Source organism: Micromonospora sp. NBC_01412 (genome assembly GCF_045040215.1).
In the GTDB taxonomy this organism is placed as follows: domain Bacteria; phylum Actinomycetota; class Actinomycetes; order Mycobacteriales; family Micromonosporaceae; genus Micromonospora; species Micromonospora rubida.
Genome location: NZ_CP109528.1, coordinates 5,882,331 through 5,897,114, shown reverse-complemented (window position 1 = coordinate 5,897,114; position 14,784 = coordinate 5,882,331). Strand labels below are relative to the sequence as shown.

Here is a 14,784-nt window from a genome sequence, read left to right as displayed (position 1 = left end):
ACACGCTCGACGACCGCAGCACACGGTTTAGGAAGGCGACTGAGGCAGGCTGCACATTGTGGCTCTGGCCTGCGCCTCCGGAATGCCCACCGACTCCGGGAGCCAAGATCATTGCACGCACTCTGCACGAAGCGCTGCGGGTGCCTGAGGACAGCCGCAGGCCGGCAGAGCAGCTTGCCGGTCCACGGACCTCGACGACTGGAGACGAACACCGCCAGGCGGCAGCCCGTGAGGGATCCTCTTGCGCATTGGATGCGGACTGGGGCGAGCACGCCGTTCGACCCTGCCTGCCGTTGCTCTACTGTCCGGGCGTGGCCGGATTGGGTAGGGACGAAGCAGCGATGGACCTGCCCTCCGAACGCCTGGTGTGGTTGCTGGATGTGGATGGGGTCATCAACGCGAACCGGCCAGGCTGGAGCGGGCCACCCAGGAGAAGCCAGGTCTGGTCGGACACCGACCAGGTGTCATACGTCGTCCGTTGGGCGCCAGGCCTGATCGACCGGATCCGGCCCCTCCATGAATCCGGCGCCGTGGCCGTCCGTTGGTGCACCACCTGGTGCCCGGACGCGCACCGGCTTGAGTATCTGTGGCGCCTACCCCCGCTAGCTCGGGCGATCACGGCTGAGCCGACGCCAAGGGGTCCTGCTTGTTGGCCGCTGAAGCTTGCTGCGGCGCGCGCCGTGCTCGCCGAAGGCCGCAGACTTGTCTGGACCGATGACGAGGCACTGCCCCCGCCAGGCCCTCTACGTGATGAATTGACTGCCAGTGGGCGAGCACTTCTTATCGCGCCCAAGTCAAACCGTGGCTTGCAACCCGAGGACCTGGACCGGATCGAGGCATTCATTGCTGCCTCTCAACCATGATCCCGTCACCTGGCCGCACCCATGCCGCGCACCGTCGTGACTGCTGCTGACCGCCCGGGACACCAGCTACTGGCACGTGGCTGGCACGGCGCCGATGGGTGCGCGGTGGTCCGGCGGCGTACGGCTTACCGCCCCGGCCTTCGGGCCGGGGGCGGCTTGGCGTGTCGCCTGCTCTCCGCGCACCTGGCCCCCGGTACCCGGTGGCAAGCCGCGAAGCGGCGGCAGCCCGATCGCCCCAAGTTGACCGTCGCTCAGCCAATCCCGCGATCGTCTCAGCCGCTGGTATGCGGCTCGTCCTTGTCGGCTTCAACGAGGTCACCGGACGACTCGATCAGATCGATGAAACGTCGAAAGATCGGCCAGGGAATCTGCCTGTCACCGATCTGCACCAGCACGCGATGTGCTGGCTGGGGCGTGAACGGGCCGTCATCCGGGGTTGCGTCAGGGATGACGACGGCGACATGTCCGCCCGCCTCCGACATGCCGGTCAGCTCGTACTGCCAGGCGTCGTCGGGCAGGCTGTAGTACGAGTTCACCTCGTACAGCTCGGCACCGTGGGACCAGATCTCCACCACCGGATGATGGCAGAAGCCGCGGTCGAGTCATCCAGGCGTATCAGAGCCGGCCCGCTTGCGGGCCGGCTCTGATACGTCGAGAAATCAATTCGGCAGGCGAAGAGATCAATCATTGAAACTTGACCAGCGGTCAAGTAGCGCCAGGTCGGCTCCAACTTGACCGATCTTGGTCCCCAGGACGCTGAAAGGGCCGACCCGATATCCGGATCAGCCCTTTGACCTGCGTCGGGACGGCGGGATTCGAACCGACGACCCCTTGACCCCCAGGACGCTTCGCCACACGTCCACACACGTCACACACGCTATGCCCAAGATCAAGCCGTGCACCTGACCGCGCATCGTCCACTATCGGGCGCTACGTGTGGTCCCTGCGTGGTCCCCAGAACCGCACATGGTTTAGGAATAGAGTACGGCTCAGTCCGCGTGCGGCCTTCTGACCTGCTGCAACGGTTCACGCTCGGCAGCTTCCGCTCAAGATCAGTCCGTGAATAGTCCATGGCTGTGCGCATCCTCAGTGGGGCCCTGGCTACGGCCTCGCTGGCTTTCGGCAGTGGTGTTGATGGTGCCCAGCCAACCCTTGAACGACAAGTACTGCTGGAGCTTGTCCGGTATCGGTCCCTGGGTAAGGAACCACTCGTCCCATAAGGACGCGATAACTAGATCCGACTGATCGAAGCGCAGCACGACTGCACCGACATCCGGCGGGTTGCAATATCCCTGGATGAGCCCGACATTAATAAGGCGTTGTCCGATCACTCCGCCCAACAGGTCCGAGGGCTGGACTGGTCCAACCACCGTGCTTCCGAACTCCTGCATGTCGTAGGACGGGTAGGGCTCCTCGACTGCTAGGTCAAGCCGTTCGCCACAGCCGTGGGCCATGACGGGTGACTGCCCCTCAAAGTGCAGCCAGAAGTGGACCAGGCCCTCAGTGCCCGTCACCGGACCATCGTCGACCCAGGACCGCGCTTCAGTCACGGCGAGCAGGCGTCCGGAACGTGTCAAGGGATTGAGGCCAACGGGAGTTAAGCGGCTTGTCGTTGTGGCTCGGGCTTGTTGATCCAGACCTGTTCGGGCAGGTCGAGGATCTTGGGTAGGGGCCGGGTGGTGCTGAACCGTTCCGGGTGCGCCGTCCGGGCTGCGGCGAGGGTGTCCTCGCGGTTGGCGCGGACGGTGTGGTGCCGGCTGTGGTGGACGTCGGCGGGGGTGTGTAAGCCGATCCCGGAGTGCCGGTGGGCGTGGTTGTACCAGGTCACGAAGTCGGTCATGAACGCCCGCGCCTGGGCGAGGGACGCGAACCGGTCCGGGAAGACCGGCGCGTACTTCAACGTCTTGAACCAGGCCTCGCTGTACGGGTTGTCGTTGGACACCTTCGGCCGGGAGTGCGAGCGAGTGACGTCGAGGTCTTCGAGCAGGTCAGCCACCGATTTCGACGTCATCGACGTGCCGCGGTCGGCGTGCACGACGTGCGGGACGCCGTGGACACCGAACACCTCGCGCATCATCGACTCGGCAAGGGGGCCGGACTCGCGGGCGTGCACACGGGCACCGACGATGTACCGGGAGTAGATGTCGATCATCACGTAGGCGTCGTAGTAGACGCCCTTCACCGGTCCGGCCAGTTTGGTGATGTCCCAGGTGTAGACCTGCCGCGGCCTGTCGGCGACCAGTTCGGGACGCCGGCGGGCCGGATGCCGGACCAGCCGGCGACGCTCGCGAACCTGCGCGTGCCCGCGCAGGACCCGATACATGGTGGCGATCGAACCGACGTACACGCCCTGGTCCAGCAGCGCCGCGTAGATCTGGGCCGGGGCCGCGTCGACGAACTCCGGACTGTTCACCAGCCGCAGGACCTGCTCACGTTCGGCCGGGGTGAGCGCATTCGCCGGCGCTCGCCGCACCGGCAGGGCCGGTGTCGGCCGCCGCCGGTCGCGCTCAGCGCTGGATCGGGCGATCCCGGTCAGCCGCTTCGCGTCCCGCGTCGTGATCCTCGCGCTGGTCAGCTGGTGGTAGGTGTCCATCAGCGTCTGCCGAGCCCGAACACGTCCGGACCGTCCGGCTCGCTCCTGGAGATGTCCTCCAAGAGCTCGCGCGCTTTTCCCATGATCGTCAACGCCGTCTCCGTACGCGCCAGCTTCGACCGCGCCAACTCCAACTCACGACGCAACCGGGCGATCTCGGCCTGCTCCGCCGACGGCCTCCCGACCGTCTCCCCAGCCGGCTTGCCCTGCAACAAACCCGCGTCCCGAGCCCGGCGCCACTCCGACACCAACGACGAGTACAAACCCTCACGCCGCAGGAACGCACCGCCCTCACCAGCCGCGACAGCTTGCTCATACCCGGCCAGCAACTCCAGCTTCTGCCCCGGCGTGAACGACCGGCGCGCCCGCGGCCCGCCCGAACGCGGACCCTTCTTGCGACTCATGACCCCATCCTGGGCCGTCACGACGTCAACAGCAGTACTCAACGCTTCTCGATCCTGAACTCGCCCTGTCCGGCGGACTTGCTATGAACCGCTGGCCTCAACTCACCCTGGCAGACAGGGGTCGGCCCAGGAGTGGGCGAAGGACAGCGGTAGCAGTTGCGGAGTCCTCCATGAGGGAACCGTAGCAACGACGGCAACCCCAGTATGGCCGCCCTTTCTCGGCTGCCTGGGGCTATCCGTGGTGCCTGGTCATCGGCGGGTGGCGGTGACCGCCCACGGTACGGGCGTCGGGCGCGTCGAGTCCCGCTTGCCTTGATCACGTACTTCGGTGGCAAGTCGCGAAGCGGCGCGGCAGCGATTGCCCCGCCCTCGACCCCGGCCGACCACCCACGCAATCGTCACGGCCGTTTCATGCAGAGGGCTGTCGAGCCGAACTGCGGGACGATGGACCAATGAGCCTTTTCCAAGCTGATCTTGCAGCTCAGGGTGGATGCGGCGAGCCCGGAGATCGATGAGGGCGAGGATCCAGGTAAGACAGCGGTCATGCTGCTCGCAGCGGCACCGCAGGTCAGTCGCAGCGGCACCGCAGGTCAGTCGTGGCGGTGACGCACAATGTAGTCGATGTAGCGGATCGTGTCCTCGCGGTTGTCCTCGCTGATCGAGTCCCACAGGTCCGCCAGCCAGTAGAGCGACCCCGACAGCATCCAGGCCCACCCCCGTACCCAGGTCGCCTCGTCGAACCCGAGCGCCTCCCGGTAGGCGGCCCGCGCGCGGGCATCGAACAGGCTCCAGCCCGGCCGCACCTCGACCGCCGGATCGCCGCGGCCGAGACCGCCGAAGTCGATCACCCCGGTGAGCCTGCCCCGGTCGACCAGCAGGTTGCCTTCCAGGAGATCACCGTGCAGCCATACCGGCGGTCCGGGCCACTCGTCCGCCGCCATCGCCTCGTCCCACGCCGCGGTCACCGCCCGCCCGTCGATCCGGTCGCCCAGCGCCGCGATCGACCGGCGGGTCAGCTCGTCCCGCTGCACCAGAGGTACGCCGCGCTGAATCCCCTCCTTGACCGGCCCGCCCATCGGGTCGATCGCGATCATCGCGCGCACGAAGCCGGCGAGGTCGACGGCGAGGTCGACGAGGTCCTGCCCGGCTTCCGGATTGCGCCCGTCCAGCCACGGGACGACCGTCCACGGCCACGGATAGTCCCCGCCCGGCCGGCCAACCGCGATCGGCACCGGCACCGACACCGGAAGATGCGGCGCCAGCCGCGGCAGCCAGGTCGCGTCGGTCGCCACCTGGTCGACCGCCCACTGCGCCCGCGGCAGCCGTGCGGTCAGGGAATCACCCAGCCGGAACAGCGCGTTGTCGGTGCCGTTCAACGGCTGCGCAACGATCGGCAGGTCCGACCACTCGGGGAACTGCTCGTCGATCAGAGCGCGTACCTGCTCGACAACGACGACGATCTCTCCAGGTCGCATCGCGCGACCGTAGAACCCGCTCGATCATCCGTCAATCGAATTCGGACCACCCCGAACCGTGCGCCGGATCGACCGCTTGTACCGCGGCCTCGGCCTCGACGGCGAACCCGCCGGGTCCGCCGTCGGCCTGCATCCGGCCGGCGAACACCTCGGCTGCCTCGCCGTCGTACCGACGCGATGGAGCGGTGCCGAACAAAGGACGGTCAGGATGCCGGTGGGCCGCGAACCAAGGCCCCGTGACTGACAGTCGAGAACGAGCCTTCTCCAAGCTGATCCTGCAGCTTGGGGCGGATGCGGCGAGCCCAGAGATCGATGAGGGCGAGGCTCCAAGTAAGACAGCAGTCGACCAAGATCCGATACCCCGACCGGGAGCCTCGCCTGTGCTGTCTACCCCTCCACGATCCCGCTGTCCAGCCGCACCCTGAACCACCTCGCGGACCTCATCCGAGCGCACCGCACCCAGCACCGATCCCGGTGGCGGCGCCTCGGTCCGGGCCGACAGGCACTGTTGGCCCTGGCCCACCTGCGCAACGGTGACACCTACACCCGGCTCGCAGCCGGGTTCGCCGTCGGTGTCGCCACCGCCTGGCGCTACGTGCAGGAAGCGATCACGCTGCTCGCAGCGGTCGCCGAGGACCTGGCCACGGCGATGCGGCGCATCCGGCAACTGGCGTACGCGATCCTGGACGGCACGCTGATTTCGATCGACCGCGTGGCGGACCAGAGGCCTTACTACTCCGGCAAGCACAAGCGCCATGGGGTCAATGTGCAGGTCATCGCCGACGCCGCCGGTCGGCTGGTGTGGGCCTCACCGGCACTGCCGGGCTCGGCGCACGCCCTCACCGCCGCCCGCGTCCACGGCATCATCGACGCGCTAACGAGTCCGGACGTGATGACTTTCGCCGACAAGGGCTACCAGGGCGCCCGCGGCAGCGTGCGCACGCCGTTCAAGCGGCGCCGCTGCCGGCCGAAAATGTCGCGCCAGCAGGAGGCGGTCAACCGGGGGCACGCGAGGATCCGCGCTCGTGGCGAACGAGCCATCGCCACGCTCAAGACCTGGAAGATCCTGGCCAAGCTGCGCTGCTGCCCGCGCCGCGCCACCGCAATCGTGCAGGCCATCCTCGTCCTGCACCACGTCGAAGCGAATCGCTACGCAGGATGAAAATGGCTCAATGGTGAACACCGAGGACCACCGGTCGGCCGCACGCCGGCTCGCCGAGCTGGCAACTAGCCACGTTGGGCGCGCCTCCGGTCGCGAGCCGCTGCGAGAGGTACTTCAGTGGTTGACCCGAGGACGGCTGGGCCAACGCCACGGCTGGCCGGTAGTTCCAGACCTGGGAACCCCGTGGCAGGACACGATCTCTCCGGAGCGCGCCGGCTGGCGCCAACGAGCTGCCAACGTGGATGCCGATGGCAAGCGAGACTTTGCGTTTGCGGTCGACTACCGCATCTGCAAGAAGTGCCGTCTCGGCTGGGTCGAGCATCCATACACGGCTCCGCAGTACCAGCGATGCGGGCTGGCTACGGCTGGCTTGGTGGCGTTGCGCGCGGAGCATCCCGGCGTTGCATGGCACACCCTCGGCGGACACTTCGCCGACTCTGAGCCCTTCTGGACGAACGTGGGGAAGAACGCGGACGGTGGCTACCAGCAGAGGTCCTTGTGTCCCCACATCACCGCCGGATGATGCAACCGCGTACCGAGCCTGTTGTCCGTGGTTCCGGGTCACTGGAGTCTTGGCGGTCGAGCGAAAGGCTCTGCAGGTCGCCACGCTCACGAACGCTCTGGCCCGGCCGCGTGGGCCGATGCCGGCCGGAGGCCGCCAGCAGGCCGAGCGCGGCCGGGCATGCGCCGCGCTTGCGCGTCGCCTTGATACAGAGAACGAACAATTCGGCAGATGACCCGAGCAGCCACCTGAAACTTGACCAGCGGTCAAGAAGCGTCAGGACAACTCCAACTTGACCGATCTTGGTCCCCAGAAACGCAAAGAGGGTCGATCCGCGTATCGGATCAACCCTCTGACCTGCGTCGGGACGGCCGGATTCGAACCGACGACCCCTTGACCCCCAGGACGCTCGCCACACGTCCACACACGTCACGCGCGCTATCCCCAAGATCAGGCCGTGCAGTCGACGGCACGTAGATCACCAGCGCGCACACCGTGTGGTCCCCATCTGGTCCCCGGGCGCTGACACATTCGGCGACCCCAGCACGCGGTTAAGGACGTGCCGACGCTGCGCCGCGACGCACGTCGGTCACCTGCCGTGACCTGCTATCGGTCGTCGCGGCCGGCGCACCAAGGTTGGCCCTTCTTGCCCGTCTGCTTCCGTCAGATCGGGCACGCAAGGGGCACGCCGGGCGGCCTACGAGTCCTCGGCAACCAGGTAGGGCGTGTAGCCGAGGGGAACCTCTCTCACCTCTAGCTCGCTGAAGATCAGGTTGAGGTGGTGTGCGTTCATCTCGATGCGGACCTCATGGAAGTCGATCCCAACTTGCTCGGCCCATTCTTTTGCCCGTCGGGAGTCGGCAACCAGCTGCGCTCCCGGGAAGAGCGGTTGCCATCTCACTGCCCACACGTGGCCGTCGAGATCCGGCCCGACCTCTGGGTCCGTCAGCCGTTCATCCAACGACTCGCGCCAGATATCCGGGCTCAGGGCGGTGCTGGCCTCGGCCTGCACGCAGTACTTGAAGAGGTATCGGAGGTGCGCCGGCCGGATGCCCGTGCTCGGGTCGGCGGTCGCGTAGGCGATGACCTCGTAGTCACGCATGTAGTTGGTGTAGGCGTGGTACACCACGGCCTGGTCGAACACGTCGTCCAACGCTCGGCGCAACTTGGCAATCTCCACGCCGCCTGTTCTATCAGGCAAGCCGCGGCCTTGGAATTAGAAGAAGATCGCTGATGGCTGGTTGGGGGACCACCCCCATGCTCGGCCTGTCCGCCGGTGTCGGCTGGTTTCCGCGTCAGCGGATGGCCTTGGCTGTACGGATGGCTGTACAATGCTCACGCCTCCGGGCCGGTCTTGGCGTTCCTGTCGCGCTCGTGAAGCCGCCGCAACCGCCGGAGGTACTGCCCCGCGTAGGAGCGCTGCGCATCGTCCAGCGCCTGAGCATCTGGATCTGCAAACGCCTCGTAGTAGGACACCTCAGCCGGGTCCTGGTCGTGCTCGATCAGCCGGCCGAGCGCCTCGGCATCCTGCGCAAGTGGCCGTCTCTTCGCAGCCTCCTCGCGCCAGACGTGCCCGCTGCTGTCGTCGTCCTGCACGGAGGCGATGGTAGACCTAACCAGCGTCGGCAACCTCAGTTTAAAGGAGCGTGCTCAACCGGTCGTGATGCCCGAAACGCCTGCGGCTGCCGGCTCGCTGGAATGCGTCTCGTGCCCGCTCGTGACCGCTGGATGCCACAGTTACTGGCCCGTGGCTGGCCCGTGATTGCCTTGACGGGTGTCGGCTTCGCCGAGCCAGCCACTTGGTGAGGGCGCGCGGCAGCCTACGCATTACAAGATCGAGTCCTTTGCGTACATCAGCGCGTAGAAGGCGATCCAGGCGACTTGCAGTGCAACGCCAACTGAGCCGCCGACAAGTCCCAAGACTGCCACTGCACGGCAAAGAGCGTGAGCGCTTGCACGCATCCCGAACAGGCCGAACACGACGCCGACGGCTCCGGTAAGGGCGGCGAACTCAAGGTGCGGAAACAGCGGCATCCAGACCACGCCACCGGCCAGCGCCAAGAGCGCAAGGGCCAGGCCCGTGTAATCGATGACCGGGCTTCGGTGATCGCGCTCCGCCGATGGCAGATCGCGCTCCGTCGACGGCAGGTCGGCGACCAGGGCCTCCAGCTCCCTGTAGGTCTTCGCGGCATAGGCCTGCCCTGACCGATGATCGAACTCGGCGAAGGTCAATCGCCCCTCGCCGGCAGCGGCACCGAGTCGGGCCATGACGGCTTCCCGGTCACGATCGGACACCCGCAGGTCGTTCACAAACAAAGCCTACTGATGGCCTCGTCATGCTGCTGGGCTCTAGCCAATTCTCACTGCGCCAGGCATGCCGTGCCAGCCTGCCTCTTCGTCTCGATGCCAGTTGGCCGCTGAGCTGCTAGTGTGCCGCGCCGGAAATTCGCCTACAAAATCGGGCGAGTGATTCGAGGATCTCTTCGGCGGTCTTGGTCCAGATGAACGGTCGGGGGTTGCTGTTCCAGTCGGCGATCCAGGATCGGATGTCGGCTTCGAGGGCCTGGACGCTTTTGTGGGTGCCTCGGCGGATTTTCTGGTCGGTGAGGAAGCCGAACCAGCGTTCGACCTGGTTGATCCATGATGATCCGGTCGGGGTGAAGTGCATGTGGAACCGTGGGTGCTTCGCCAGCCAGGCACGTACTGCCGGCGTTTTGTGGGTGCCGTAGTTGTCGCAGATCAGGTGCACGTCGAGCTCGGCCGGGACGCTCTTGTCGATGGTGATCAGGAATTTCTTGAACTCGGTCGCCCGGTGCTGACGGTGCAGCTCGCTGATGACCGAGCCGTCGGCGATGTCGAATGCGGCGAACAGGCTGGTGATGCCGTTGCGGTGGTAGTCGTGGGTGCGGCGCTCGGGCATGCCGGGCATCATCGGCAGGACCGGCTGGGAGCGTTCCAGGGCCTGGATCTGGGATTTCTCGTCCACGCACAGCACCACAGCCCGTTCCGGCGGGTGGTGGTACAGACCGACGACATCGACGACCTTTTCGATGAACTGCGGATCGGTGGACAGCTTGAACGTGTCGGCCCGGTGTGGCTTGAGGCCGAAGTCGCGCCAGATCCGGCATCGTGGGCGGCCCCGGCCGACGAACGATTCGTGGATCGCGGCCTGCTGCCTGGTCGACCGGCTGCCGCTGGCGACCTTCAACGACAAGGACTACGCCGACTTCGCCGAGTACGACGGCCTCCGGCTCTTCGACGTCTCCTAGCTTTCGGCAACGCCCTCGGCGCGGCTGTCCGGCGTCGTACGGCGTCCCGCCCCGGCCCGATGGGCCGGGGCGGCGTCGCGTGACGCCCGGCATTCCGCGGCCTGGTCCCCGTACCCGGCGGCAAGCCGCGAAGCGGCGCGGCAGTCGATCGCCCCAACCTCGATGGCGGCTAACCACCCCCGCGATCGTCACGGAGCGCCGGGTACGGAGGTCTTGCCTGTCATTCCGGCCGTTCTGTTTAAGGTCAGTGGGCGCAAGGCTCGCTCGTACTCGTCCGCCTTGAAGACGAAGGGGCCGATACCAGCGAGATTGGGCCTACCCTGCGCCACGTCAGTCCACACAACCCGGTCGTCATCACGTGTGAGGCGGGCTGAGAGAACTCCGCATCCGCCGATCGCGCAGTGCGGGCACATAAAGAGGGCGACGTGACCCTCGGGGTCACCTTCGTGCAGGTCCGACGGACCCTCGCCAAGCAGAGCGGTTGCATGAAACTCGACAGCAAGAGGTGAACTGACCCAGAGCGGCGAGACGAGCAGGAATCCTGGCAGCCGTGCTCGAATCATGTCCAACAGCGAGACTCCGTCGACCAGGAAGTCGAGCACCTGGAGGACCGGCATCGGGCGGTCCGCTGCCCAACGGGCGGCAGCACGCCGACCTAGCAACTCGTGGACGCGTGGCGTCAACGTGAGCTGGGATACCTTCTCGTGCATGCTGGCAGTCTCCCAGCCTTGCACGCTGCGCCTGCGCGGCGCCTTGACGAAGCGAAGAGAACAATTCGGCAGGAAACAAGGGCTGGCCACATGGCTTGACCAACGGTCAAGGAGCGCCACCAGACGGCGCACTTGACCGTAGTGGTCCCCAGAAACCCAAGAAGGCCGACCCGATTACTCGAGTCAGCCTTCTGACCTGCGGTTACACCTTGTCGGGACGGCCGGATTCGAACCGACGACCCCTTGACCCCCAGGACGCTTCGCCACACGTCCACGCACGTCACACACGCTATGCCCATGATCAAGCCGTTCGGCCGACAGCGCACCGTCCATCAGCGCGGACGACGTGTGGTCCCTGCGTGGTCCCCAGTCCGGCGCACCGGCAAGCCTGCTGCTGTGGTACGTAACCAGCGTGCCCGCCACCTAGCCAGCCGCTCGCTCCGCAGACCCAGCCGTCAGGGCCGCAGATGGAGCAGGCGACGAACTTCCCGGAACTCAGTCAGTCGCAGTCTTTCGACGCCACGGAGCCTGTGCGGCTATGGCTACCAACTCGGATTGAGAACGTTGCAGTACGGCTACGGACGCACCTGAGAGACCGGCCTCCGCACATCGGGCAAGAATCGCTTTCACTGCACTAAGCCATGAAGCAACGACTTGCGCCAGCGGCACCTCTCCCACCCACTCACTTACCGGCTCGCCAGTTCTGTCACAATTTGCCTCGATATACAAGCTCGGGGCAGAGGCCGGCAAAAGCCGGTAGTAGACGTAGTACGGCCCATCGAAAAAGTAGGCGAACCCCTCACCGTCTCCACTTACCGTCTCGCGTAGAGCCGTAACCGTTGAACTGACTACGGAAGCGATGAAGTCGGACCAAGCATCACCAGGAAAGGGCCGGTTAGGGAAGCGGATCCATAGCCGTCCGACGAGGGGAGCATCGTCACCCGCCAACACTTGGATGTCCCGCAGGTCCACCCGGACGTCATACATCTACACCTGCCGTAGAGGTGCGGGGGCAACGACAGCGCGAGGGTACAGGATGCCCAGGCCGCCGCTGCAGAGGTAACAGGGGGTCACTTCCCTTCAACGTGGCTCCGGTGGAGCTGCCAAACAAGGCTGAGCACCGCTCGGCCTTGCTTGACCGCTGGTCAAGCAGCGCCAGCCAGTTCCGACTTGACTGATCTTGGTCCCCAGGAAGCCGAAAAGGGCTGACCCGATGTCCGGATCAGCCCTTTGACCTGCGTCGGGACGGCCGGATTCGAACCGACGACCCCTTGACCCCCAGGACGCTTCGCCACACGTTTATGCACGTCACACACGCTATGCCCATGATCAGGCCGTGCACCTGACCGCGCATCGTCCACTATCGGGCGCTACGTGTGGTCCCTGCATGGTCCCCAGAACCGCACACGGTTTAGGAAGGCGACAGCCTCAGTATGACCACTGTGGCCGTGAACTGGGCGGCCGGGCCGGTAGTTGTCAAGTCAAACTGAGACGGTCTGTGCCTGTTGGGCTGGCTGGTTGATCCACGCTTGGTCGGGGAGTTTGGGTGCGCGTGGCCGGTGGTTGAACCTGCCGGGGTGCGCGGCGTGAGCCGCGTCGAGGGTGGTCTGGCGTTGCTCGCGGATCTGGTTGGCGGTGCCGTAGTGCACCGATGCCGGGGTGTGCCAGCCGATCCCGGAATGCCGGTGTTCGTGGTTGTAGGCGGTGAAGAAGCCGTCGCAGAACGCTCTTGCGTCCGCGAGGGATCCGAACTTTCCTGGGAAATCTGGCACGTACTTCATGGTTTTGAACTGGGCCTCGGAGTACGGGTTGTCGTTCGAGGTCCGGGGCCGTGAGTGGGAACGGAGCACGCCGAGATCCACGAGCATTTCCGATACCGGTTTCGATGTCATGGCGCCGCCCCGGTCAGCGTGGATGGTATGCGGCTCGATCCCGTTCCGTGTGATCGCGTCGGCGAGGAAATCGCGGGCCACGACCGCGTCCTCGCCTGCGGCGATAAGCCAGCCGGTGACGTAACGGGAGTAGATGTCGATGATGACGTAGCACTTGAACCAGACGCCCTTGACCGGTCCTTTCAACGCGGTAATGTCCCAGGACCACACCTGGCTGGGGCCGGTCGCGACCAACTCTGGGCGCACCCGCGTTGGGTGACTGGCCAGTCGGCGTCGTTCCCGGCTCTGCCCTGCGGCACGAGCGATCCGATACATCGTGGACATCGAGCAGTGGTAGCGGCCCGCGTCGAGTTCCCTCGCCCAGACCTGCGGAATTGCCAGATCGGCGTAGACGGGCGAGTTCAGCAGGGCCAGGACCTGGTCGCGTTCGGCGATGCTGAGCGCCTGCGGCGGCGGGGTCCGTGCCAGCCACGGCCCATGCCGTGGCCCACGAGGCTTGGCCTGCCGGTAGTAGGTCGCCCGTGAGGTTCCGGTCAGCGTGCACGCGCGTTGCACCGCTGTCCCCGCGTCACGCAGTTGCGCGAAGACGGCGGTCAGGATTTCTTCGGCGGGCTGTCGTTGTCCGCGCTCTCGGAGAGTTCCTCCAAGAGCGCGTGTGCTTTTCCCATGATGTCGAGGGCCATACGGGTCTTCTTCAGATCCGCCTGGAGTTTCTCGTTCTGCCGGCGCAGCTTCTCCAACTCCAACTGCTCGGCCGACTTCTTCACCCGCTGGCCGGCCGGAATCGTAGCGGCGTCCTCTCTCCGACTACCCCGATTGCCGAGCAGTCCGGCGTCACGAGCTCGTGCCCACTCGATGATGTGAGACGAGTACAAGCCTTCCCGGCGCAGGATCGCGCCTTTCTCTCCGTTCGGGGCGTTCTCGTACTCGGCGACCATCGCGAGTTTGTACTCCGGGCTGAAAACCCGCCGAGACGGCTTCGGCGCCGGATCGGCCCCGCCAGACGCCGACTGCTTGCCAGATGAAGTGGACACGTACACAAGGATCTCCGATCCCCGCCCTCAGGTCAGCACCCCTCACTCACACAGGGTGTCTCACACCATCCTGACCAAGAGGGGGCTGCTCAGCTGCTCTGTGCGGCAAGATCGTTGCACGTACTCTGCACAGGGCGCTGCGGACGCCCGAGGACGGCCGGAGGCCGCCCGCAGGGCAGGCCGCAAGCGCAACGACTACCCCTGCCTTGCAAAGATCATGACTACTGTCGGCCCCTGTCGGTGACCGTCGCTGGCCTGCTCGCCTTGTCGCCGGTCGTCGGCTCCGGACCATGTCCGTCGGCCGGCTTGGCTGTACAACCAAGCTCAATTCTGAGCCTCATCGCCTCGGACGCCCGGCATGGAACACCGCTGTCTGTCATCCGTTATCTCCGTCTGGTCCTACCACGCAGGACCCGTGTCGTTCACGTCTGCGCTTGCGTGTTGCCATAGCGCAGTGGATCGTGCCCGAAAGTCTGCTTGACTTCGCGCGTAGCCTGTATTCATGCCCCTGTCAGATCAGATTCCCGCCTCAGTTGTGGTTGAAGTGCCATCCTGGCTATCGGGCGGCGCACCCGCTGAATTCTTTGCTAGGGCAGAGATCCGGATTCGTCGGAACGCCGCGCAATCATCGTCGTGGCTAGTGCAGACCGAGGAAAGCTATGGACGAGTTCGCCCAGGGCTCGTAATCGCGGAGCATATCGCTGGACCGGCGCAAAGGCGGGCCAGATATGAGACTCTAGCCCGAGTAGCACAGGATGAATCCTTGGGCGTGAACTTGAAGAGTAGAGTAGTCCTCGACCAGATAGATTCTGTAGGCCAGCGCGCAGAACGATCCGGAACACTGGTCGATCTCTTTTATTTCTGGCAACTCATGACCACC

General features: G+C 65.7%; 13 protein-coding genes and 1 pseudogene. 2 read left to right on the top strand and 12 right to left on the bottom strand.

Going from position 1 to position 14,784, the window contains the following annotated elements:
- Positions 1 to 1,135: 1,135 nt before the first annotated feature.
- The 5 genes from OG617_RS26080 to OG617_RS26060 form a co-directional block, all read right to left on the bottom strand.
- Positions 1,136 to 1,435 (bottom strand): hypothetical protein, encoded by a 300-nt coding sequence (locus OG617_RS26080; protein WP_405095574.1) that lies wholly within the window; start codon positions 1,433 to 1,435, stop codon positions 1,136 to 1,138.
- Between the two features lie 480 nt (positions 1,436 to 1,915).
- Entirely contained in the window at positions 1,916 to 2,377 is a 462-nt protein-coding gene (locus tag OG617_RS26075; RefSeq protein WP_405095573.1) for a hypothetical protein, read from the bottom strand.
- 83 nt (positions 2,378 to 2,460) lie between these two features.
- Positions 2,461 to 3,860, bottom strand: a protein-coding gene (locus OG617_RS26070; protein WP_405095572.1) for an IS3 family transposase whose coding sequence is annotated in 2 segments (ribosomal slippage) — positions 2,461 to 3,527 and positions 3,527 to 3,860 — 1,401 coding nt in all. Because the reading frame shifts where the segments join, the coding sequence is not laid out codon by codon here.
- A gap of 590 nt (positions 3,861 to 4,450) precedes the next feature.
- Positions 4,451 to 5,335 carry an aminoglycoside phosphotransferase family protein gene (locus OG617_RS26065; RefSeq protein ID WP_405095571.1) on the bottom strand — a complete coding sequence of 295 codons (885 nt, stop codon included), beginning with the start codon at positions 5,333 to 5,335 and terminating at the stop codon, positions 4,451 to 4,453.
- Between the two features lie 31 nt (positions 5,336 to 5,366).
- Complete coding sequence (locus OG617_RS26060; protein WP_405095570.1) at positions 5,367 to 5,531, bottom strand: hypothetical protein; 165 nt, start codon at positions 5,529 to 5,531, stop codon at positions 5,367 to 5,369.
- Positions 5,532 to 5,735: 204 nt separating this feature from the next.
- Here OG617_RS26060 and OG617_RS26055 point away from each other — a divergent pair, with 204 nt between their 5' ends.
- Both OG617_RS26055 and OG617_RS26050 read left to right on the top strand, forming a co-directional pair.
- Positions 5,736 to 6,497, top strand: coding sequence for a transposase family protein (locus OG617_RS26055; protein WP_405103966.1), 762 nt, complete (start codon positions 5,736 to 5,738; stop codon positions 6,495 to 6,497).
- A 10-nt stretch (positions 6,498 to 6,507) separates the two neighbouring features.
- Positions 6,508 to 7,020: a hypothetical protein gene (locus tag OG617_RS26050; protein WP_405095569.1), complete on the top strand. Its 513-nt coding sequence runs from the start codon at positions 6,508 to 6,510 to the stop codon at positions 7,018 to 7,020.
- A 676-nt stretch (positions 7,021 to 7,696) separates the two neighbouring features.
- On the opposite strand, the gene OG617_RS26045 is transcribed toward OG617_RS26050, so the two are convergent.
- From OG617_RS26045 to OG617_RS26015, 7 genes and pseudogenes are all read right to left on the bottom strand, one after another.
- Positions 7,697 to 8,179: a hypothetical protein gene (locus tag OG617_RS26045; protein WP_405095568.1), complete on the bottom strand. Its 483-nt coding sequence runs from the start codon at positions 8,177 to 8,179 to the stop codon at positions 7,697 to 7,699.
- A 155-nt stretch (positions 8,180 to 8,334) separates the two neighbouring features.
- The gene (locus tag OG617_RS26040) at positions 8,335 to 8,595 is read right to left on the bottom strand and encodes a hypothetical protein (RefSeq protein ID WP_405095567.1); all 261 of its coding nucleotides are present in this window, start codon (positions 8,593 to 8,595) and stop codon (positions 8,335 to 8,337) included.
- Between the two features lie 231 nt (positions 8,596 to 8,826).
- The gene (locus OG617_RS26035) at positions 8,827 to 9,309 is read right to left on the bottom strand and encodes a DUF1707 domain-containing protein (RefSeq protein ID WP_405095566.1); all 483 of its coding nucleotides are present in this window, start codon (positions 9,307 to 9,309) and stop codon (positions 8,827 to 8,829) included.
- Positions 9,310 to 9,424: 115 nt separating this feature from the next.
- Positions 9,425 to 10,123, bottom strand: a pseudogene (locus OG617_RS26030) (IS630 family transposase); the annotation flags it as partial.
- Positions 10,124 to 10,456: 333 nt separating this feature from the next.
- Positions 10,457 to 10,978: a hypothetical protein gene (locus OG617_RS26025; protein WP_405095565.1), complete on the bottom strand. Its 522-nt coding sequence runs from the start codon at positions 10,976 to 10,978 to the stop codon at positions 10,457 to 10,459.
- 1,481 nt (positions 10,979 to 12,459) lie between these two features.
- Positions 12,460 to 13,425: an IS3 family transposase gene (locus OG617_RS26020; RefSeq protein WP_405095209.1), complete on the bottom strand. Its 966-nt coding sequence runs from the start codon at positions 13,423 to 13,425 to the stop codon at positions 12,460 to 12,462.
- Positions 13,426 to 13,463: 38 nt separating this feature from the next.
- Entirely contained in the window at positions 13,464 to 13,808 is a 345-nt protein-coding gene (locus OG617_RS26015) for a hypothetical protein (protein ID WP_405095210.1), read from the bottom strand.
- Positions 13,809 to 14,784 lie beyond the last annotated feature (976 nt).